This window comes from Mycobacterium tuberculosis H37Rv (assembly GCF_000195955.2).
Taxonomy (GTDB): Bacteria; Actinomycetota; Actinomycetes; order Mycobacteriales; family Mycobacteriaceae; genus Mycobacterium; species Mycobacterium tuberculosis.
Map to the genome: position 1 here is coordinate 996,455 of NC_000962.3, position 19,744 is coordinate 1,016,198.

Genomic DNA, 19,744 nt, shown 5'->3' on the forward strand with positions numbered 1-19,744 from the left:
CGGTCTTCAATAACAACGTCGCGAAGCGAGGGGTCGTGACGTGAGAGGGCTCGCTTATGCCGGCGGTGGATGCCCAGTAGGGCGACGGTCCAGGAATTCTCAGACAGTTATCCGTTCTGCCACAATGGATTCCGGCCGATCATGATGCCAAAGATCGTCTCCGTCCAACATTCCACTCGCCGCCACTTGACGAGCTTTGTCGGTCGCAAGGCTGAGCTGAACGACGTGCGGCGGCTCCTGTCCGACAAACGACTGGTGACGCTTACCGGTCCGGATGGGATGGGGAAATCCCGTCTCGCGCTGCAGATCGGCGCCCAGATTGCACACGAATTCACTTATGGCCGTTGGGATTGCGACTTGGCTACGGTCACTGACCGAGACTGCGTGTCCATCTCGATGCTGAATGCCTTGGGCTTGCCTGTCCAGCCGGGTTTGTCTGCGATCGACACGCTCGTCGGTGTCATCAATGATGCTCGGGTGCTGCTGGTGTTGGACCATTGTGAGCATTTGCTGGACGCGTGTGCCGCAATAATTGATTCGCTGTTACGTTCCTGTCCGAGATTGACGATCCTGACGACAAGTACCGAAGCGATCGGGTTGGCGGGCGAGCTGACCTGGCGGGTGCCCCCGTTGTCGCTGACCAACGATGCCATCGAGCTGTTTGTCGACCGGGCACGCCGAGTGCGGTCGGATTTTGCGATTAATGCCGATACCGCGGTGACGGTCGGGGAAATCTGCCGACGCTTGGACGGTGTGCCACTGGCGATCGAGCTGGCCGCGGCGCGAACGGACACCTTGTCGCCGGTGGAGATCCTTGCTGGTCTAAATGACCGATTCCGGCTGGTGGCCGGTGCTGCGGGCAACGCGGTGCGCCCCGAACAGACGCTGTGTGCCACGGTGCAATGGTCGCATGCTCTGTTGAGTGGACCTGAGCGTGCGTTGTTGCACCGGTTGGCAGTCTTCGCCGGCGGGTTCGACCTTGACGGCGCCCAGGCGGTCGGTGCCAATGACGAGGACTTCGAGGGCTACCAGACACTCGGCCGGTTTGCCGAGTTGGTGGACAAGGCATTTGTCGTCGTCGAAAACAACAGGGGCCGAGCGGGATACCGGTTGCTGTATTCGGTGCGTCAGTACGCGTTGGAGAAGCTCAGTGAGTCGGGAGAGGCCGACGCCGTGCTTGCGCGTTACCGCAAGCACCTCAAACAACCCAACCAGGTAGTGCGTGCTGGGTCAGGCGGGGTTCGGTACTGATGCGTGAACGTAGCTTAACCGTCGGTGGGAATTGACCGCGCCACCCATAGCAGTCGAGAGGAACACCCGCAGCAAAGTGCGCCAACAACAGGAGGCTGACGTCGTTGCCCTGGGTCGAAAGCCAGGGCTGCTATGTGTGCCGGAAAGGTTCCGTGCAATGGATCTTCCGATGGCAGCCGCCGATGCCTTATTCCTATGGGCCGAGACGCCGACGCGGCCGCTGCATGTCGGCGCGTTGGCCGTGCTGAGTCAGCCCGACAACGGGACCGGGCGTTACCTGCGCAAGGTGTTCTCCGCCGCGGTGGCCCGTCAGCAGGTGGCGCCGTGGTGGCGCCGACGCCCGCACCGGTCGCTCACCTCGCTCGGGCAGTGGTCTTGGCGCACCGAGACCGAGGTGGACCTGGATTACCACGTGCGGCTTAGCGCATTGCCGCCACGGGCCGGTACCGCCGAGCTGTGGGCGTTGGTTTCTGAACTACACGCCGGCATGCTGGACCGCTCCCGCCCGCTATGGCAGGTGGACCTGATCGAGGGTCTACCTGGCGGGCGGTGCGCGGTCTACGTCAAGGTCCACCATGCGCTGGCGGACGGAGTCTCGGTGATGCGGCTTTTACAACGGATCGTCACCGCGGACCCGCATCAGCGTCAGATGCCCACCTTGTGGGAGGTGCCAGCGCAGGCGTCGGTGGCCAAACACACGGCACCGCGCGGTTCGTCGAGACCACTGACGTTGGCCAAGGGGGTGCTGGGTCAAGCCAGGGGCGTCCCGGGCATGGTGCGCGTAGTGGCCGATACCACGTGGCGGGCAGCGCAATGTCGCAGCGGGCCGCTGACACTGGCCGCACCACACACCCCGCTGAACGAGCCGATCGCCGGGGCCCGGTCCGTGGCAGGTTGTTCCTTTCCGATCGAGCGGCTGCGACAGGTCGCCGAACACGCCGATGCCACCATCAACGATGTCGTGCTGGCCATGTGCGGCGGGGCGTTACGTGCGTACCTGATCAGCCGGGGAGCGTTACCGGGTGCGCCGCTGATAGCGATGGTGCCGGTTTCGCTGCGCGATACCGCAGTTATCGACGTGTTCGGCCAGGGTCCAGGCAACAAGATCGGTACGTTGATGTGTTCGCTGGCGACGCACCTGGCCAGTCCGGTCGAACGGCTGTCGGCGATACGGGCAAGTATGCGCGACGGCAAAGCCGCGATCGCCGGCCGAAGCCGAAACCAGGCGCTGGCTATGAGCGCATTGGGCGCCGCCCCGCTCGCCCTTGCGATGGCCCTGGGGCGCGTGCCCGCGCCGCTGCGCCCACCAAATGTGACGATCTCCAACGTGCCGGGCCCGCAGGGCGCGCTGTACTGGAACGGCGCTCGCCTGGACGCGCTCTACCTGCTCTCGGCACCTGTCGATGGCGCGGCGTTGAACATCACCTGTAGCGGCACCAATGAGCAGATCACTTTCGGTTTGACGGGCTGCCGTCGTGCCGTCCCCGCGCTGAGCATCCTGACCGACCAGCTCGCCCACGAACTCGAGCTACTCGTTGGCGTCAGTGAAGCCGGCCCAGGGACCAGACTTCGAAGGATCGCAGGGCGCCGTTAAACGGACGCCGCGAGTCATCACCCGGCCGAGCGCGCAGCGGCTTACCTTACGCGCGGCCGCCCATGGTGCCAGAGACCCCACCCCGGGCAGGCGGGTCATCCCGATAGCGACTACCTTCAGCTATAAGCACTTAGTGGGGCAGCCATATCAGCCAAAGCGCGAAGGGGTTCTCGTGGCCGACACCGACGACACCGCAACCCTCCGTTACCCGGGAGGCGAGATCGACCTGCAGATCGTGCACGCCACCGAAGGCGCCGACGGCATTGCGCTCGGGCCGCTGCTGGCAAAAACCGGGCACACCACGTTCGACGTCGGCTTCGCCAACACGGCCGCCGCTAAAAGCTCCATCACCTACATCGACGGAGATGCCGGCATTCTGCGTTATCGCGGCTACCCGATCGACCAACTGGCGGAGAAGTCAACCTTCATCGAGGTCTGCTACCTGTTGATTTACGGCGAGCTGCCCGATACCGACCAGCTTGCCCAGTTCACCGGCCGGATCCAGCGCCACACCATGCTGCACGAGGATCTCAAGCGGTTCTTCGACGGCTTTCCGCGCAATGCCCACCCGATGCCGGTGTTGTCCAGCGTGGTCAATGCGCTGTCGGCGTACTACCAGGATGCTCTGGACCCCATGGACAACGGTCAAGTCGAGCTGTCGACCATTCGGCTGCTGGCCAAGCTGCCCACCATCGCCGCGTACGCCTACAAGAAATCGGTCGGCCAGCCCTTCCTCTACCCAGATAACTCACTGACGCTGGTGGAGAACTTCCTACGGTTGACGTTCGGATTTCCCGCCGAGCCCTACCAGGCCGACCCCGAGGTGGTGCGGGCGCTGGACATGTTGTTCATCTTGCACGCCGACCACGAGCAGAACTGCTCGACGTCGACGGTTCGGCTGGTTGGCTCGTCGCGAGCCAACCTGTTCACCTCGATCTCGGGTGGCATCAACGCACTATGGGGTCCGCTTCATGGCGGCGCCAATCAGGCTGTCCTGGAGATGCTCGAGGGCATTCGCGACAGCGGCGACGACGTCAGCGAGTTTGTACGCAAGGTCAAGAACCGCGAGGCCGGGGTCAAATTGATGGGTTTCGGTCATCGTGTCTACAAGAACTACGATCCGCGGGCCCGCATCGTCAAGGAACAGGCCGACAAGATCCTGGCCAAGCTCGGCGGCGATGACTCCTTGCTGGGCATCGCCAAGGAGCTCGAAGAGGCGGCGCTGACCGACGACTACTTCATCGAACGCAAGCTTTACCCCAACGTCGACTTCTACACCGGCCTGATCTACCGGGCCCTCGGCTTCCCGACCAGGATGTTCACCGTGTTGTTTGCCCTGGGCAGGCTTCCCGGCTGGATCGCGCACTGGCGTGAGATGCACGACGAGGGCGACAGCAAGATCGGCCGGCCCCGCCAGATCTACACCGGCTACACGGAGCGCGACTACGTCACCATAGACGCGCGGTAGGCCGGCGAGCAGACGCAAAAGCCCCCTAAACCGGCAGGTATTAGGGGCTTTTGCGTCTGCTCGCCAGGCAAGCCAGCACTGCCATCGCGGCGTTGTGACCGCCGATGCCCGACACCGCCCCGCCGCGACGGGCACCCGAGCCGCACAGCATGATCCGCTCGTGGTCGGTGGCTACGCCCCACTGCCGTGCCGGTGTGTCCAGCGGATCGTCGTTGTCAGCGAACGGCCAGGACAACGCACCGTGGAAGATGTTGCCGCCGGTCATCCCAAGCGTCCGCTGCAGGTCCAGGGTGGTCGTCGTCTCGATGCATGGCTTGCTCTGCGCATCGGTCCAAAGCACGTCCTGAATCGGTTCGGCCAGAACGGAATTCAGCGACGCTAGGACGGCTGCCGTCAGCCGTTCGGCTAAGCCTTCGGTGTCGCCGAACACCGAGTGCGGTGTGTGCAAGCCGAACACCGTCAGCGTCTGAGCGCCGGCATCGCGCAACCGGGCGGACAGGATGCTCGGGTCGGTCAGCGAATGGCAGTAGGCTTCGCAGGGTAGGGGATCCGGCAACCGCCCGCTGGCTGCTTGCGAGTACGCGGCATCCAATTGGCTCCATGTCTCGTTGACGTGGAACGTCCCGGCAAATGCTTGCTGCGGTGTGACACTGTCGTCGCGCAACCGGGGGAGTCGGCGCACCACCATGTTGACCTTGACCTGTGCGCCCGGGGCCAGTGCCGCAACCGGTTCACCGAGCAGGCTGGCCAGCACCGCCGGTGTGACCCCGACCAGAACGAACCGGCCCCGGACCAAATGCTCGGCACCGTCGCTACCGTCGCTGTGGTAGCGCACCGTACCGTCTGGATCAAGGGCGAAAACGTCTGCACCGGTGACTATTTCGGCGCCGTGGCGGGCAGCTGCCGTGGCCAGGGCCGAGGTCACCGACCCCATGCCGCCGATTGGGACGTGCCAGACTCCGGTGCCCCCACCGACCAGGTGATACAGGAAGCAGATGTTCTGCATCAGCGACGGTTCGTGCATGCGGGCGAAGGTGCCGATCAGCGCGTCGGTGGCGATCACCCCGCGTAGCAGGTCATTGGCCACCGCGCCGGCGATGGCATGCCCGATCGGCTCGTCGACCATGGCTTGCCAGGCAGCGGCCGCCTCGTGGCCGCCGTATTCCACAATGTCGCGGCGGGCCTGCTCGCGGGTGCGCAGCGGCTCGATCAGGGTGGGCCACAGCCGTGCGGTCACCAGCCGGCAGCGCCGGTAGAACGCGGCGAAGCCGTGCGCATCCGGCGCGGCGCCGATCGCCGCGAGGTGCGCTGCGCGTGGTTCGCCGGTGGGCCCGATGAGCAGGCCAGAGCGCCCGGCCGTGGCTGGGGCAGGGGTGTATGAGGAAAATGGCCGCCGCGCCAACCGCACCGGAGCGCCGAGGTCGGCGACGATGCGCGACGGCAGCAAGCTGACCAGGTACGAGTAGCGTGACAGCGCGACCTCGACACCGTCGAAGGCCTGTATCGACACCGCGGCCCCCCCAGTCTGTGCCAGCCGCTCGAGCAGTCGCACTCGAAGCCCGGCCCGGGCCAGGTAGGCGGCCGCGACCAAGCCGTTGTGACCGCCGCCAACCACGACAACGTCGAAGTCCCTGTCGTGATCGCTCATAGTGACGGCGGCTATCGAGACGGATCTAGCCGGTGTACCCCTCGACTTGGTCGGCGGGACGCACGACTGCTTCGCGCGGGTCACCACCGGTTTGGCGCAATGCCCGTCGCTGTCGGAGCAGGTCCCAGCACTGGTCGAGTTCGATCTCGATGCGGCGCAGTTGCTGCTGCTCCTCGGACTCGCTGATGCCACCGTGCCGCAGCTGCGCTCGCAACGCCTTCTCCTCGGCCACCAGGTCACGGATGTGTGCCAGGGTCTCGCTGTCTGTCGGTTTGCGTCCCTTGCCCATGGCTCCAGTGTGCCCGATTTGACGCGGTGTCCCGGCACCGACTCGGTAGGCTGCATATCGCCTGCAGCACGGACGAGACGCGTTCGACGACCTGAGGGAGTGGCGTAGTGGCTTCTAAGGCGGGTTTGGGCCAAACACCCGCGACCACCGACGCGCGACGAACTCAGAAATTCTACCGGGGCTCGCCGGGCCGTCCGTGGCTGATTGGCGCGGTGGTTATTCCGTTGCTGATAGCGGCAATCGGTTACGGTGCATTCGAGCGGCCCCAGTCCGTTACCGGACCGACCGGTGTGTTGCCGACACTGACACCGACCAGCACCCGGGGCGCTTCTGCGTTGTCCTTGTCTTTGCTGTCAATTAGCCGCAGCGGCAACACCGTTACTCTGATCGGTGACTTCCCCGATGAGGCCGCCAAGGCGGCCTTGATGACGGCGCTCAACGGCTTGCTTGCTCCGGGCGTGAACGTCATCGACCAGATTCACGTCGATCCCGTTGTGCGATCACTTGATTTCTCAAGTGCGGAACCAGTTTTCACCGCCAGCGTGCCGATTCCTGATTTTGGCCTCAAAGTCGAAAGGGACACCGTCACCTTGACCGGAACTGCCCCTTCATCCGAGCACAAGGACGCAGTGAAGCGCGCGGCGACCAGCACCTGGCCTGACATGAAAATCGTTAACAATATTGAGGTTACGGGGCAGGCACCGCCAGGACCCCCGGCCTCCGGCCCATGTGCCGACCTGCAATCAGCCATCAATGCCGTGACGGGTGGACCCATCGCGTTTGGCAACGACGGGGCTAGTCTGATCCCAGCCGACTATGAAATCCTGAACCGGGTAGCCGACAAGCTCAAGGCATGTCCGGACGCTCGGGTGACGATCAACGGCTACACCGACAACACCGGCAGCGAAGGTATCAATATCCCGTTGAGCGCTCAGCGAGCCAAGATAGTCGCCGACTACCTGGTTGCCCGCGGAGTTGCCGGCGATCACATTGCCACCGTGGGTCTCGGTTCGGTGAATCCGATCGCCAGCAACGCCACACCCGAGGGGCGCGCCAAGAATCGTCGCGTCGAGATCGTGGTCAACTAAGGAGAACCCAGCATGGATTTTGTGATCCAGTGGTCGTGCTACCTGCTGGCGTTCCTGGGGGGCTCGGCTGTTGCCTGGGTAGTCGTCACTCTGTCGATCAAGCGCGCCAGCCGTGATGAGGGTGCTGCGGAGGCGCCCAGTGCAGCCGAGACAGGCGCACAGTGATGGAACACGTGCACTGGTGGCTGGCGGGCCTGGCGTTCACGCTCGGGATGGTGCTGACGTCGACGCTGATGGTCCGGCCCGTCGAACATCAAGTGCTGGTAAAGAAATCGGTCCGCGGGTCAAGCGCTAAGTCCAAGCCGCCAACGGCGAGAAAACCCGCCGTCAAGTCGGGCACCAAGAGAGAGGAGTCGCCGACGGCGAAGACCAAGGTGGCAACGGAGTCTGCTGCGGAGCAGATCCCGGTTGCCGGGGAGCCCGCGGCGGAGCCGATCCCGGTCGCCGGCGAGCCGGCGGCGCGTATTCCGGTGGTTCCGTACGCGCCGTACGGCCCGGGCTCGGCGCGCGCTGGTGCCGATGGCAGCGGACCGCAGGGGTGGCTGGTGAAGGGCCGCTCGGACACCAGGCTCTACTACACTCCCGAAGATCCGACGTACGACCCTACTGTCGCCCAGGTTTGGTTCCAGGACGAGGAGTCGGCAGCGCGGGCGTTTTTCACGCCGTGGCGCAAGAGCACACGGCGGACATGAGGTCAGGGCCGCAGGGCTAACTGGGCCCGGGAAGGCGCAACACGAGGCGCGCGCCACCCAGCGGGCTGTTCTCCAGCGACGCGGTGCCGCCGTGCAACTGGGCCTGTTGGGCCACCAACGCCAGCCCGAGACCCGACCCCGAATGAGATGCCGTGGACCCGCGGGAGAACCGCTCGAACACCACTTGGCGCTCACCTTCGGGCACTCCGCTGCCGTTGTCGTCGATGGCGATCTCCACGCCGGCCCGCGAGCTGACCGCGGAGAGTTGAACCAGGGTGGCGCCGCCGTGCTTGACCGCGTTGGCGATGGCGTTGTCGACGGCCAGGCGCAACCCGGCCGGCAAACCCACGATGATGCAGGTCGGCGACGGCACCAGCGATACATCGAGATCGGGGTAGATCCGGGCCGCGTCGTGGGCGGCGCGGTCGAGCAGGTCGGTGATATCGACCGGCACGTGATCGTCCGAGGTCGACAGTTCGCCCTGGGCCAACCGCTCCAGCGCGCTCAGGGTGGCCTCAATGCGCGACTGGGTGCGGATGACGTCGTTGAGCACTTCTTTGCGCTGGTCGTCGGGCAGATCCAGGGTGGACAGCACCTCCAGGTTGGTGCGCATCGCGGTCAGCGGAGTGCGCAGCTCGTGGGAGGACACCGCCGCGAAGTCACGCGCCGACGCAAGCGCCTCCTTGGTTCGGTTCTGCTCGTTCCAGATGCGCTGCAGCATGCCGCGCATCGCCTCGGCGATCTCGATGGCTTCGCTGGCGCCGTGTACTTCCACGCGTGGCGCCTCGTCGCCCGCGTCGATGGACCGGGTCTGCTCGGCGAGCTGCTTGAACGGGCGTACCGCGAACGCGGCCAACAGCCAGGCGAACACCGCCGCCGCGCCGATGGCGAAGGTACAGATCAGCAGCACCCGGCGGTGCAGGTTGTTGGTCTCGGCTACGGTGGCGTCATACGTCGCGCCCACCGCCACCGACGTCGGCTCGGGCCCGGGGATCTCCACCGTGCGCACGCGGTAGCGCACCCCGCGGACGTAGGTGTCGGCGTAGTCGTCTTGCAGTTTGGGCAGCGTGATGTCGGAATTCGACTTGATCACGTTGCCACGGCGGACCGTGATGAGGGCGTCCTGGTCGTTCGGTGAGCGCGGGATCTCGTCGAGGCCACGCGGCACGAACGGGATCGCGAAACCCGCGGCCTCGTCGAGCCGGCGGTCCAGCCGCTCCTTGCGGTCGTTGGTGATCCCGACCCAGACGACGGTGCCGACAATGAGTACCGGGATCGCGGCGCCGATCGCCGTCGCGACCACCACCCGGGTTCGCAGCGAGGGCGTACGGGCGAAGATCCGCGACAGAATATTCATGCATGCCCCGTCACTGCATACGCAGCACGAATCCGACTCCGCGGACGGTATGCAGCAGCCTAGGGCCACCGCCGGCCTCCAGTTTGCGCCGCAGGTACCCGATGAAGACGTCCACCACGTTGGTGTCGGCGGCGAAGTCGTAGCCCCACACCAATTCCAGGAGTTGCGCTCGGGAGAGCACCGCGGTCTTGTGCTCGGCCAGCACCGCGAGCAGGTCGAATTCGCGCTTGGTCAGGTCGACGTCGACGCCGTTGACCCGGGCCCGCCGGCCGGGGATGTCCACCTCCAGCGGGCCCACCGTGATGGTTTCCGAGGACGACGTTGCAGTGGAGCCGCGGCGGCGCAGCAGCGCCTTCACCCGTGCCACCAGCTCGGCCAGCACGAACGGTTTCACCAGGTAATCGTCGGCGCCGGCCTCCAATCCGGCCACTCGGTCATCGACAGAGCTGCGTGCGGATAGCACACAGACCGGGACGTCGTTGTCCATCGCGCGTAGTGCCGTCACGACGCTGACTCCATCGAGCACTGGCATGTTGATGTCGAGCACGATCGCGTCCGGCCGGTTCTCGGTGGCGCTGCGCAAGGCCTCGGCGCCGTCCACCGCGGTCGCTACCTCGAATCCGGACAGCCGTAAGCCGCGTTCCAGCGAGGCGAGCACATCGGAGTCGTCGTCGACGACCAACACCCGAGGTGAGGTCACACCAGTGTCCATGCCGCCCATTTTGCCTGATTACCGTCCAGCAGGGTGGGAGGGTGAGCCGCCGGGTCGCGTGCTGGGCGAGCAGACACAGAGTCGCATCAAAACCGCCGATTTTGTGCGACTCTGTGTCTGCTCGCGGGGTGCGCGCGGGTTAGTCGCGGGGCAACCCGATCCGGCGGTAGCGTTGCAACCGAGTCGCGAGGCGTTCCGGGGCCGGTATCTTCCGTAACGCGTGCACTTCGGCGGCGATGGCGTTCGACAGTCGTAGGGCGAACTCGATCGGCTCGTCTGCGGCGTCGGGGTACTCCGGCACGATGGTGTCGACAATCCCCGACTTCAGTAGGTCGGCCGACCGGATGCCTTGGGCGGCAGCGAGTTCGGCGGCATGAGCAGTGTCTCGGAACACGATCGCGCTGGCTCCTTCGGGAGGCAAGGGCGCCAGCCAGCCGTGGAGTGCGGCCAGCACCCGGTCGGCGGGCAACATCGCCAGCGCCGGCCCGCCGCTGCCCTGGCCCAGCAGGATCGACACGGTCGGGGTATCCAGCGTGACGAGCTCGGCCAGGCAATGCGCGATCTGGCCGGCCAGCCCGCCCTGTTCGGCTGCGGCCGACAACGCGGGTCCGGCCGCGTCAATGACCAGCACCAGCGGCAGGCACAGCTCGGCGGCGAGCGCCATCCCGCGTCGGGCTTCGCGTAACGCAGCGGGCCCGACAGTGCTTCCCCCGCCGCCTACTGCCCTTTGCTGGCCGAGGACCACCGTGGGTTGGCCGCCAAAGCGGGCCAGCGCCAGCAGCGTGGTCGCCGCTTCGCCTTGATCGGTTCCTGACAACAACACCCGGTCGGTGGCGCCGTGTCGCAGTAGCTGCCTGACGCCCGGCCGGTCCGGCCGGCGCGATGCCACCACCGAGTCCCACGTGGGCACATCGGGTACGGGCGCGGGCGTCTGCGGTGCCGGAAGCGGTTCGGGAGCGTCGATGAGCACCGTCAACGCACGATCCAGCATCGGTCGTAGCCGGTCCAGTGCAACGACGCCGTCGATGATCCCATGCCGCCGTAGATTCTCGGCGGTTTGGACGCCGGATGGGAAGGGGTCGCCATAGAGCAACTCATAGACCCGTGGTCCCAGAAAGCCGATCAGGGCGCCCGGCTCGGCGACGGTGAGATGCCCCAGCGAGCCCCACGACGCGAAAACTCCACCCGTGGTCGGATGGCGCAAATAGACCAGGTAGGGCAGGCGCGCCTGGTTGTGCAGCTGGATGGCCGCAGCGATCTTCACCATCTGCAGAAACGCGACCGTGCCTTCTTGCATGCGGGTGCCTCCCGAGCTTGGTGACGCCAGTAGCGGCAGCCGCTCGGCGGTCGCCCGCTCGACGGCGGCGGTGATCCGTTCGGCCGCTGCCACCCCAATCGAGCCGCCCAGGAAGTCGAACTCACAGGCCACCACGGCCACCCGCCGCCCGAATACGCGTCCCTCACCGGTCTGCACCGATTCGTCCGCGCCGGTGGCCGCCCGAGCGGCGGCCAGCTCCCGCGCATAGGAGTCGGCTACCGGCACCGCCAGCGGCTCGCTATCCCAGCTGACGAAAGATCCCCGGTCTAGCACCGCGTGCCGCAGTTGGTCGGTCGTGATACGACTCACGCGATGAGGCTATATAGGCTGACCCAATGATCGGTATCACCCAGGCAGAAGCCGTGCTGACCATTGAGCTGCAACGCCCGGAGCGCCGCAACGCCTTAAATTCCCAGCTGGTCGAGGAGCTTACGCAGGCCATCCGGAAAGCCGGGGATGGATCGGCTCGGGCGATCGTGCTGACCGGCCAAGGCACCGCGTTCTGCGCTGGCGCGGACCTGAGCGGAGACGCATTCGCCGCCGATTATCCCGACCGGCTCATCGAGCTGCACAAGGCGATGGACGCCTCCCCGATGCCAGTGGTCGGCGCGATCAACGGTCCCGCCATCGGCGCCGGCTTGCAGCTTGCCATGCAATGCGACCTGCGGGTTGTCGCGCCCGATGCCTTCTTCCAGTTTCCGACGTCGAAATACGGTCTGGCCCTGGATAACTGGAGCATCCGCCGGCTGTCGTCGTTGGTTGGGCACGGACGTGCCCGCGCGATGCTGCTCAGCGCGGAAAAGCTGACCGCCGAGATCGCACTGCACACCGGAATGGCGAATCGCATTGGCACTTTGGCCGACGCCCAGGCCTGGGCCGCCGAGATCGCCAGGCTGGCACCACTGGCTATCCAGCACGCCAAGCGGGTGCTCAACGACGACGGCGCTATCGAGGAAGCGTGGCCGGCCCATAAGGAACTCTTCGACAAAGCCTGGGGCAGCCAGGATGTCATCGAAGCGCAGGTTGCCCGGATGGAAAAGCGGCCGCCGAAGTTCCAAGGGGCTTAACCGTCATGGTGCGCCGAGCGCTACGACTGGCGGCCGGCACCGCCTCGCTGGCCGCCGGCACGTGGCTGTTGCGTGCGCTGCACGGCACGCCGGCCGCGCTCGGTGCCGACGCGGCGTCGATCAGGGCTGTGTCGGAGCAATCGCCGAACTATCGTGACGGCGCCTTCGTCAACCTGGATCCCGCGTCGATGTTCACCCTGGATCGCGAGGAGCTTCGGCTCATCGTGTGGGAGTTAGTGGCCAGACACAGTGCGAGCCGGCCGGCGGCGCCGATCCCGTTGGCCTCGCCGAATATCTACCGGGGTGACGCCAGCCGGCTCGCCGTCAGCTGGTTCGGTCACTCGACGGCGCTGCTGGAAATCGACGGCTACCGGGTGCTTACCGATCCGGTGTGGAGCGATCGGTGCTCACCGTCCGACGTCGTCGGCCCCCAGCGCCTGCATCCGCCGCCGGTGCAACTGGCAGCTCTCCCGGCCGTCGACGCCGTGGTCATCAGCCACGACCACTACGACCATCTCGATATCGACACCGTGGTTGCGCTGGTCGGCATGCAACGGGCCCCGTTCCTTGTGCCGCTCGGGGTCGGCGCCCACCTTCGGTCGTGGGGTGTTCCGCAGGATCGCATTGTTGAGCTCGACTGGAACCAGAGCGCTCAGGTCGATGAGCTCACCGTGGTCTGCGTGCCGGCACGGCACTTCTCGGGACGGTTCCTGAGCCGCAACACCACACTGTGGGCCTCGTGGGCGTTTGTTGGGCCGAACCATCGCGCCTACTTCGGCGGTGATACCGGATACACCAAGAGCTTCACCCAGATCGGCGCGGACCACGGACCGTTCGACCTGACCCTGCTGCCCATCGGGGCCTACAACACGGCGTGGCCGGACATCCACATGAACCCCGAGGAGGCGGTCCGGGCGCACCTGGACGTCACCGATTCGGGCTCGGGAATGCTGGTGCCGGTGCACTGGGGCACCTTCCGGCTGGCCCCCCATCCGTGGGGCGAGCCGGTCGAGCGGCTGCTCGCGGCGGCTGAACCCGAGCACGTCACGGTAGCCGTGCCGCTACCCGGTCAGCGGGTCGACCCGACCGGGCCCATGAGATTGCACCCATGGTGGCGGCTGTAATTCCCCGCAGCGCCCGGCTAATGGTGCTAGGGGGCGAGCCGAGGCGATCAAACCACCGAGTGTTCCGGCCGCGTTGGCTACTATCTGCGGCCATGACCAAACGAGCGGCAACGGCCGCCATGGTGATGTTGCTGACGTTAACGGTTGCGGATCCACGCACCAGGCACTTGGCCCGCCGTCCGGGTTGCCCGATGCCTCTCCCAATGAGAGGTCAGCGATACAGATCCCCGCTGGCCGCATCGACGATGCCGTGGCAAAGGTCGACGGCCTGGTCGGCGAGCTGATGCAGAATACCGGCATACCCGGAATGGCAGTGGCGATAGTCCATGGCGGAAAGACGTTGTATGCCAAAGGGTTCGGTGTCAGAGACGTGGGCAAAGGTGGTGGTCCGGACAACAAGGTGGACGCCGACACCGTCTTTCAGTTGGCGTCGGTGTCCAAATCGGTCGGCGCCACGGTGGTGGCGCATGCGGTAACCGACAACGTCGTGACCTGGGATACGCCCGTCGTATCGAAGCTGCCGTGGTTTGCCCTTCGCGATCCCTACGTCACCGGCCAGGTAACCATTGCTGACCTCTACTCGCATCGCTCCGGCCTGCCCGACCATGCGGGCGATCTGTTGGAGGATTTGGGTTATGACCGTCGACAGGTACTGCAGCGGCTGAAATACCTGCCGCTGGCACCGTTTCGAATCAGCTATGCCTACACCAACTTTGGTGTGACCGCGGCGGCCGAAGCGGTCGCGGCCGCGGCCGGCCAGTCCTGGGAGGACCTGTCCGACGAGGTGCTCTACCGCCCGTTGGGGATGGGGTCTACGAGTTCCCGGTTCACCGACTTTCTGGCCAGGCCCAACCATGCGGTCAACCACGTCAAGGTCGCAGACCGATGGGAGGCGCGCTACCAGCGCGATCCCGACGCCCAATCACCTGCGGGCGGGGTGAGTTCGTCTCTTAACGACATGACGCACTGGCTGGCCATGGTGCTGGCCGACGGCGTGTACAACGGCCGTCGGATCACGTCGCCGGAGGCCCTGCTCCCCGTCTACACGCCGCAGGTGATCTCTCGACACCCGGTGTCACCGAGAGCGCGGGCCAGCTTCTATGGCTACGGATTCAACGTGGGGGTAACCTCTTCGGGACGCACCGAGTACAGCCATTCCGGCGCCTTCGGGCTGGGTGCCGCGGCGAATTTCGTGGTGCTGCCCTCCGAAGACCTGGCCATCATCGCGCTGACCAACGCCGGGCCCATCGGCGTGCCGGAGACGCTGACCGCCGAATTCATGGACTTGGTGCAGTACGGCCAGGTACGCGAGGACTGGGCGGCCCTGTACAAGAAGGCATTTGCCCCGCTGAACGAGCTCGCGGGCTCGCTGGTCGGCAAGCAATCCCCGGCCAACCCAGCGCCGAGCAGACCGCTGAACGACTACGTCGGCGTGTACGCCAACGACTACTGGGGGCCCGCCACCGTGACCTACCACGACGGCCAACTGCGCCTGTCGCTGGGGCCGAAGAACCAGACGTTCGATTTGACGCACTGGGACGGCGACACTTTCACGTTCACGTTGTCGACCGAAAACGCATTGCCCGGATCGATTTCCAAGGCCACCTTCGCCGGCGACACGTTAAACCTGGAATACTACGACGCCGACAAGCTGGGAACGTTTACCCGATGACCCGTTCGGCTTCGGCGACAGCCGGTTTGACCGATGCCGAAGTGGCGCAACGGGTCGCCGAAGGCAAGAGCAACGATATCCCGGAACGGGTCACCCGCACCGTCGGGCAGATCGTCCGGGCCAACGTATTCACGCGGATCAACGCGATTCTGGGCGTTTTGCTGCTCATCGTCTTGGCGACGGGCTCGTTGATCAACGGGATGTTCGGCCTGCTCATCATCGCCAACAGCGTCATCGGCATGGTCCAGGAGATCCGTGCCAAGCAGACGCTGGACAAACTCGCGATCATCGGACAGGCGAAACCGTTGGTGCGCAGGCAATCCGGAACGCGCACGCGGTCGACCAACGAGGTGGTGCTGGACGACATCATCGAACTTGGGCCCGGGGACCAGGTTGTCGTCGACGGCGAGGTCGTCGAGGAGGAAAACTTGGAGATCGACGAATCATTGCTGACCGGCGAGGCCGACCCGATTGCCAAAGACGCTGGCGATACCGTGATGTCGGGCAGTTTCGTCGTCTCCGGTGCCGGCGCCTACCGCGCCACCAAGGTCGGCAGCGAAGCATATGCAGCCAAACTGGCCGCCGAGGCCAGCAAGTTCACCCTGGTGAAATCCGAATTGCGCAACGGCATCAACAGGATTCTGCAGTTCATCACTTACTTGTTGGTGCCGGCCGGCCTGCTGACCATCTACACCCAGTTGTTCACCACACACGTGGGATGGCGGGAATCCGTGTTGCGGATGGTGGGCGCGCTGGTGCCGATGGTTCCCGAAGGCCTGGTGCTGATGACCTCGATCGCCTTCGCCGTCGGGGTGGTCAGGCTCGGCCAGCGTCAATGCCTGGTGCAAGAGTTGCCCGCCATCGAGGGGTTGGCGCGGGTGGACGTGGTCTGCGCCGACAAGACCGGCACACTGACCGAAAGTGGCATGCGGGTCTGCGAGGTCGAAGAGCTCGACGGGGCTGGTCGACAGGAAAGTGTCGCCGATGTGCTGGCCGCCCTGGCCGCCGCCGACGCCCGTCCCAACGCGAGCATGCAGGCAATCGCCGAGGCCTTTCACTCGCCGCCGGGCTGGGTCGTGGCCGCGAACGCGCCTTTCAAGTCGGCCACCAAGTGGAGCGGCGTCTCCTTTCGCGATCACGGTAACTGGGTGATCGGCGCGCCCGACGTGCTGCTCGATCCGGCTTCGGTGGCGGCCAGACAGGCCGAGCGGATCGGAGCGCAGGGATTGCGGGTGCTGCTGCTGGCTGCTGGCAGTGTGGCCGTCGACCATGCCCAAGCGCCGGGTCAGGTCACCCCGGTAGCGCTGGTTGTGCTGGAGCAGAAGGTGCGGCCCGACGCCCGTGAAACGCTGGATTATTTTGCTGTTCAGAATGTTTCGGTCAAGGTGATCTCCGGTGACAACGCGGTGTCGGTTGGTGCGGTCGCCGACCGGCTCGGGCTGCATGGCGAGGCGATGGATGCGCGTGCGCTGCCGACGGGCCGCGAAGAACTGGCCGACACACTGGACTCTTACACCAGTTTTGGCCGTGTGCGGCCGGACCAGAAGCGTGCGATCGTGCATGCTCTGCAATCACACGGGCATACCGTGGCGATGACCGGCGACGGCGTCAACGACGTGCTTGCCCTCAAGGACGCTGATATCGGTGTGGCGATGGGCTCGGGCAGCCCGGCCTCGCGTGCGGTGGCACAGATCGTGTTGCTGAACAACCGGTTTGCCACGCTGCCCCATGTGGTCGGCGAGGGGCGTCGGGTCATCGGCAATATCGAACGGGTCGCCAATCTATTCCTGACTAAGACGGTGTATTCCGTGTTGCTGGCGCTGCTGGTGGGTATTGAGTGCTTAATTGCCATACCGCTGCGGCGTGATCCGCTGTTGTTCCCGTTCCAGCCGATCCACGTCACCATCGCGGCCTGGTTCACTATCGGGATCCCAGCGTTCATCCTGTCCTTGGCGCCCAACAACGAGCGGGCCTATCCGGGCTTCGTTCGGCGAGTTATGACGTCTGCGGTGCCGTTCGGACTAGTCATCGGTGTCGCGACTTTCGTCACCTATCTGGCCGCTTACCAGGGTCGCTACGCCTCGTGGCAGGAGCAGGAACAGGCGTCGACCGCTGCGCTGATCACGTTGTTGATGACCGCGTTATGGGTGCTGGCGGTGATCGCACGCCCCTATCAGTGGTGGCGACTGGCGCTGGTGCTTGCCTCCGGACTGGCCTATGTGGTGATCTTCAGCCTTCCGCTGGCGCGGGAGAAGTTCCTGCTGGATGCCTCGAACCTGGCGACGACGTCAATCGCGCTGGCGGTTGGCGTGGTGGGTGCGGCGACCATTGAGGCGATGTGGTGGATCCGAAGCAGGATGCTCGGTGTGAAACCGAGAGTGTGGCGATAACCGCGAATCGCCGCGCATTAGCGCCCGCAGTTCGGGCAATCCGAGGGCGTTGCGGCGTAGTGCATCCAGGCGGCCATTGATGGCTTCGGTAGGGCTGGTCTTGCCGCGGCGCCGGTCGGGGTGGGCGTAGGCGGCGATCAGGCGCTGGGAGAAGCCCCAGCACATTTTGCCGTGTGTTGAGCGGTGGGTAGCGCGTGCGCGGGGTGTGTCGTACTCGGTAGAGCGGATCTCCGCGCGGCCCCGGTGACCGCCCGTGAGCTGTTGGATGGTTGGTGGTGCATATCGTCGGTCTGTCGATCGAGACCACAGCACCGACCGACTCCGCGATTACTCCCATCATGGTCCGGGAAATCAACATCGGTGAGATCCCCCTAGGCCTCAGGCTGGGCAGCGACACCACACTGCTCGACGCCGCTCTCGCGGGTGGGTAACACCGGCAGCCAGCTTTCGGGCTTTTCCCGACCGGCTCTAAGGGCTGGTTGCAGTCAACCGCACCGCGACAAGTAGGGTTCACCAGAGGATACTGGGGCCAAGCTCGTGGCAAGAAACGGTACGCATGGGAATCCTGGACAAGGTAAAGAACCTGCTGTCGCAGAACGCCGACAAGGTCGAGACGGTGATCAACAAAGCGGGCGAATTCGTCGACGAGCAGACGCAAGGCAATTATTCTGACGCCATCCACAAGCTGCATGACGCGGCCAGCAACGTCGTCGGCATGAGCGACCAGCAGAGCTAGCACGCATGGCGAAACTGTCCGGATCCATCGACGTACCGCTGCCACCGGAGGAAGCCTGGATGCACGCCTCCGATCTGACTCGTTACCGAGAGTGGCTGACCATCCACAAGGTATGGCGCAGCAAGTTGCCCGAAGTGCTCGAGAAGGGCACGGTCGTCGAGTCGTATGTCGAGGTCAAGGGCATGCCCAACCGGATCAAGTGGACGATCGTGCGGTACAAACCCCCGGAGGGCATGACGCTCAACGGCGACGGTGTGGGTGGTGTCAAAGTCAAGCTGATCGCTAAGGTAGCGCCGAAAGAGCACGGCTCCGTCGTCAGCTTCGATGTGCACCTCGGCGGCCCGGCCCTGCTCGGGCCGATCGGCATGATCGTCGCCGCTGCATTGCGAGCCGACATCCGCGAATCGCTGCAGAACTTCGTCACGGTGTTTGCCGGCTGACCGGCGAACGTGATCGGTGTCGATGAGTTTCAGACTCCGGGGCGGTCGGTACCTGTGAACCCTGATCCAGGGCCCGACACAGACTAGGAGGTCATCCGTGCCTACTCGTAGTAGCGCGCCGCTGGGCGCACCCTGCTGGATCGACTTGACGACTTCGGACGTCGACCGTGCCCAAGATTTCTACGGCACGGTGTTCGGCTGGGCGTTCGAGTCCGCGGGACCCGACTACGGCGGATACATCAATGCCGCCAAGGGCGGTCACCCGGTCGCCGGCCTGATGGCCAATCGGCCCGAGTTTCAGTCTCCCGACGGCTGGGCCACCTACTTTCATACCGTCGACATCGGTGCGACCGTGGCCAAGTTGGCTGCCGCGGGCGGTTCGTCGTGCCTGGACCCGATGGAAGTACCCGGCAAGGGCTTCATGAGCCTGGCGGTCGATCCGTCGGGTGCGGCCTTCGGCCTGTGGCAGCCGCTGCAGCACCACGGCTTCGAGGTGATCGGTGAAGCCGGCTCGCCCGTCTGGCATCAGCTGACGACGCGCGACTACCGTTCCGTCATAGACTTCTACCGCCAGGTCTTCGGGTGGCGCACCGAACAGATTTCCGACACTGACGAATTCTGCTACACCACAGCATGGTTCGACGATCAGCAATTGCTCGGTGTGATGGACGGCAGCTCCTGTCTCCCCGAAGGCGTTCCGTCGAATTGGACCATATTCTTTGGTGCCGAGGACGTTGACGAGACGTTGCGGGTGATCTGCGACAACGGCGGAAGTGTGGTGCGGGCCGCCGAGAACACCCCGTATGGCCGATTGGCCGCGGCAGCCGACCCGATGGGCGTTGTCTTCAATTTGTCGTCTCTGCAGGCGTAATGGCGAATCGGGCTGCCGCGTGGCGCG

18 protein-coding genes are annotated in these 19,744 nt (G+C 65.2%); 13 read left to right on the plus strand and 5 right to left on the minus strand.

Translation table 11 applies throughout. The features are described 5' to 3' along the window. The first annotated feature begins 69 nt into the window (after positions 1-69). The 3 genes from Rv0894 to gltA2 all read left to right on the plus strand — a co-directional run bounded on the left by Rv0894 (position 70) and on the right by gltA2 (position 4,313). Positions 70-1,251, plus strand: a complete 1,182-nt coding sequence (locus Rv0894; RefSeq protein ID NP_215409.1) for a transcriptional regulator — start codon at positions 70-72, stop codon at positions 1,249-1,251. A gap of 76 nt (positions 1,252-1,327) precedes the next feature. Continuing rightward, entirely contained in the window at positions 1,328-2,845 is a 1,518-nt protein-coding gene (locus Rv0895; RefSeq protein ID NP_215410.1) for a diacyglycerol O-acyltransferase, read from the plus strand. A gap of 172 nt (positions 2,846-3,017) precedes the next feature. After that, positions 3,018-4,313, plus strand: coding sequence for a citrate synthase 1 (gltA2, locus tag Rv0896; protein ID NP_215411.1), 1,296 nt, complete (start codon positions 3,018-3,020; stop codon positions 4,311-4,313). Between the two features lie 40 nt (positions 4,314-4,353). On the opposite strand, the gene Rv0897c is transcribed toward gltA2, so the two are convergent. Together Rv0897c and Rv0898c are read right to left on the minus strand one after the other, a co-directional pair. Then, positions 4,354-5,961 (minus strand): oxidoreductase, encoded by a 1,608-nt coding sequence (locus Rv0897c; RefSeq protein ID NP_215412.1) that lies wholly within the window; start codon positions 5,959-5,961, stop codon positions 4,354-4,356. Positions 5,962-5,986: 25 nt separating this feature from the next. After that, positions 5,987-6,250 carry a hypothetical protein gene (locus tag Rv0898c; RefSeq protein NP_215413.1) on the minus strand — a complete coding sequence of 88 codons (264 nt, stop codon included), beginning with the start codon at positions 6,248-6,250 and terminating at the stop codon, positions 5,987-5,989. 107 nt (positions 6,251-6,357) lie between these two features. Between Rv0898c and arfA the strand changes: the two genes are divergently transcribed. From arfA to arfC, 3 genes are read left to right on the plus strand one after another with little or no spacing between them, the layout of a single operon-like run. Then, the gene (gene arfA / locus Rv0899; RefSeq protein NP_215414.1) at positions 6,358-7,338 is read left to right on the plus strand and encodes a peptidoglycan-binding protein ArfA; all 981 of its coding nucleotides are present in this window, start codon (positions 6,358-6,360) and stop codon (positions 7,336-7,338) included. Positions 7,339-7,350: 12 nt separating this feature from the next. Then, positions 7,351-7,503 (plus strand): membrane protein, encoded by a 153-nt coding sequence (gene arfB / locus Rv0900; protein NP_215415.1) that lies wholly within the window; start codon positions 7,351-7,353, stop codon positions 7,501-7,503. Continuing rightward, positions 7,503-8,030, plus strand: coding sequence for a membrane protein (arfC, locus tag Rv0901; RefSeq protein ID NP_215416.1), 528 nt, complete (start codon positions 7,503-7,505; stop codon positions 8,028-8,030). The genes arfB and arfC overlap by 1 nt, the downstream gene beginning before the upstream one ends. A gap of 16 nt (positions 8,031-8,046) precedes the next feature. On the opposite strand, the gene prrB is transcribed toward arfC, so the two are convergent. The 3 genes from prrB to accD3 form a co-directional block, all read right to left on the minus strand. Then, a complete protein-coding gene (gene prrB / locus Rv0902c; RefSeq protein NP_215417.1) occupies positions 8,047-9,387 on the minus strand; it encodes a two component sensor histidine kinase PrrB in 1,341 nt (446 codons plus the stop codon). Between the two features lie 10 nt (positions 9,388-9,397). After that, positions 9,398-10,108, minus strand: a complete 711-nt coding sequence (gene prrA / locus Rv0903c) for a two component transcriptional regulator PrrA (protein NP_215418.1) — start codon at positions 10,106-10,108, stop codon at positions 9,398-9,400. Positions 10,109-10,238: 130 nt separating this feature from the next. Beyond that, complete coding sequence (gene accD3, locus Rv0904c; RefSeq protein NP_215419.1) at positions 10,239-11,726, minus strand: acetyl-CoAcarboxylase carboxyl transferase subunit beta; 1,488 nt, start codon at positions 11,724-11,726, stop codon at positions 10,239-10,241. Positions 11,727-11,752: 26 nt separating this feature from the next. Between accD3 and echA6 the strand changes: the two genes are divergently transcribed. The 7 genes from echA6 to Rv0911 all read left to right on the plus strand — a co-directional run bounded on the left by echA6 (position 11,753) and on the right by Rv0911 (position 19,717). After that, positions 11,753-12,484, plus strand: a complete 732-nt coding sequence (gene echA6 / locus Rv0905) for an enoyl-CoA hydratase EchA6 (protein ID NP_215420.1) — start codon at positions 11,753-11,755, stop codon at positions 12,482-12,484. Between the two features lie 5 nt (positions 12,485-12,489). Next, a complete protein-coding gene (locus Rv0906; protein ID NP_215421.1) occupies positions 12,490-13,608 on the plus strand; it encodes a hypothetical protein in 1,119 nt (372 codons plus the stop codon). A 73-nt stretch (positions 13,609-13,681) separates the two neighbouring features. Continuing rightward, positions 13,682-15,280 (plus strand): hypothetical protein, encoded by a 1,599-nt coding sequence (locus Rv0907; RefSeq protein ID NP_215422.1) that lies wholly within the window; start codon positions 13,682-13,684, stop codon positions 15,278-15,280. Continuing rightward, positions 15,277-17,670 carry a metal cation transporter ATPase E gene (ctpE, locus tag Rv0908; protein NP_215423.1) on the plus strand — a complete coding sequence of 798 codons (2,394 nt, stop codon included), beginning with the start codon at positions 15,277-15,279 and terminating at the stop codon, positions 17,668-17,670. Before Rv0907 ends, ctpE begins: the two co-directional genes overlap by 4 nt. A gap of 556 nt (positions 17,671-18,226) precedes the next feature. Beyond that, positions 18,227-18,406, plus strand: a complete 180-nt coding sequence (locus Rv0909; RefSeq protein ID NP_215424.1) for an antitoxin — start codon at positions 18,227-18,229, stop codon at positions 18,404-18,406. A gap of 5 nt (positions 18,407-18,411) precedes the next feature. Then, positions 18,412-18,846, plus strand: coding sequence for a toxin (locus Rv0910; protein ID NP_215425.1), 435 nt, complete (start codon positions 18,412-18,414; stop codon positions 18,844-18,846). Positions 18,847-18,943: 97 nt separating this feature from the next. After that, positions 18,944-19,717 carry a hypothetical protein gene (locus tag Rv0911; RefSeq protein ID NP_215426.1) on the plus strand — a complete coding sequence of 258 codons (774 nt, stop codon included), beginning with the start codon at positions 18,944-18,946 and terminating at the stop codon, positions 19,715-19,717. Positions 19,718-19,744 lie beyond the last annotated feature (27 nt).

Bases quoted from the DNA above. Each gene is read 5' to 3' on its own strand.
- Rv0894 (NP_215409.1), top strand. From the start codon at position 70: ATGCCCAGTAGGGCGACGGTCCAGGAATTCTCAGACAGTTATCCGTTC.
- Rv0897c (NP_215412.1), bottom strand. From the start codon at position 5,961: ATGAGCGATCACGACAGGGACTTCGACGTTGTCGTGGTTGGCGGCGGT.
- Rv0898c (NP_215413.1), bottom strand. From the start codon at position 6,250: ATGGGCAAGGGACGCAAACCGACAGACAGCGAGACCCTGGCACACATC.
- arfB (NP_215415.1), top strand. From the start codon at position 7,351: ATGGATTTTGTGATCCAGTGGTCGTGCTACCTGCTGGCGTTCCTGGGG.
- arfC (NP_215416.1), top strand. From the start codon at position 7,503: ATGGAACACGTGCACTGGTGGCTGGCGGGCCTGGCGTTCACGCTCGGG.
- prrB (NP_215417.1), bottom strand. From the start codon at position 9,387: ATGAATATTCTGTCGCGGATCTTCGCCCGTACGCCCTCGCTGCGAACC.
- prrA (NP_215418.1), bottom strand. From the start codon at position 10,108: ATGGGCGGCATGGACACTGGTGTGACCTCACCTCGGGTGTTGGTCGTC.
- echA6 (NP_215420.1), top strand. From the start codon at position 11,753: ATGATCGGTATCACCCAGGCAGAAGCCGTGCTGACCATTGAGCTGCAA.
- Rv0906 (NP_215421.1), top strand. From the start codon at position 12,490: ATGGTGCGCCGAGCGCTACGACTGGCGGCCGGCACCGCCTCGCTGGCC.
- ctpE (NP_215423.1), top strand. From the start codon at position 15,277: ATGACCCGTTCGGCTTCGGCGACAGCCGGTTTGACCGATGCCGAAGTG.
- Rv0909 (NP_215424.1), top strand. From the start codon at position 18,227: ATGGGAATCCTGGACAAGGTAAAGAACCTGCTGTCGCAGAACGCCGAC.
- Rv0910 (NP_215425.1), top strand. From the start codon at position 18,412: ATGGCGAAACTGTCCGGATCCATCGACGTACCGCTGCCACCGGAGGAA.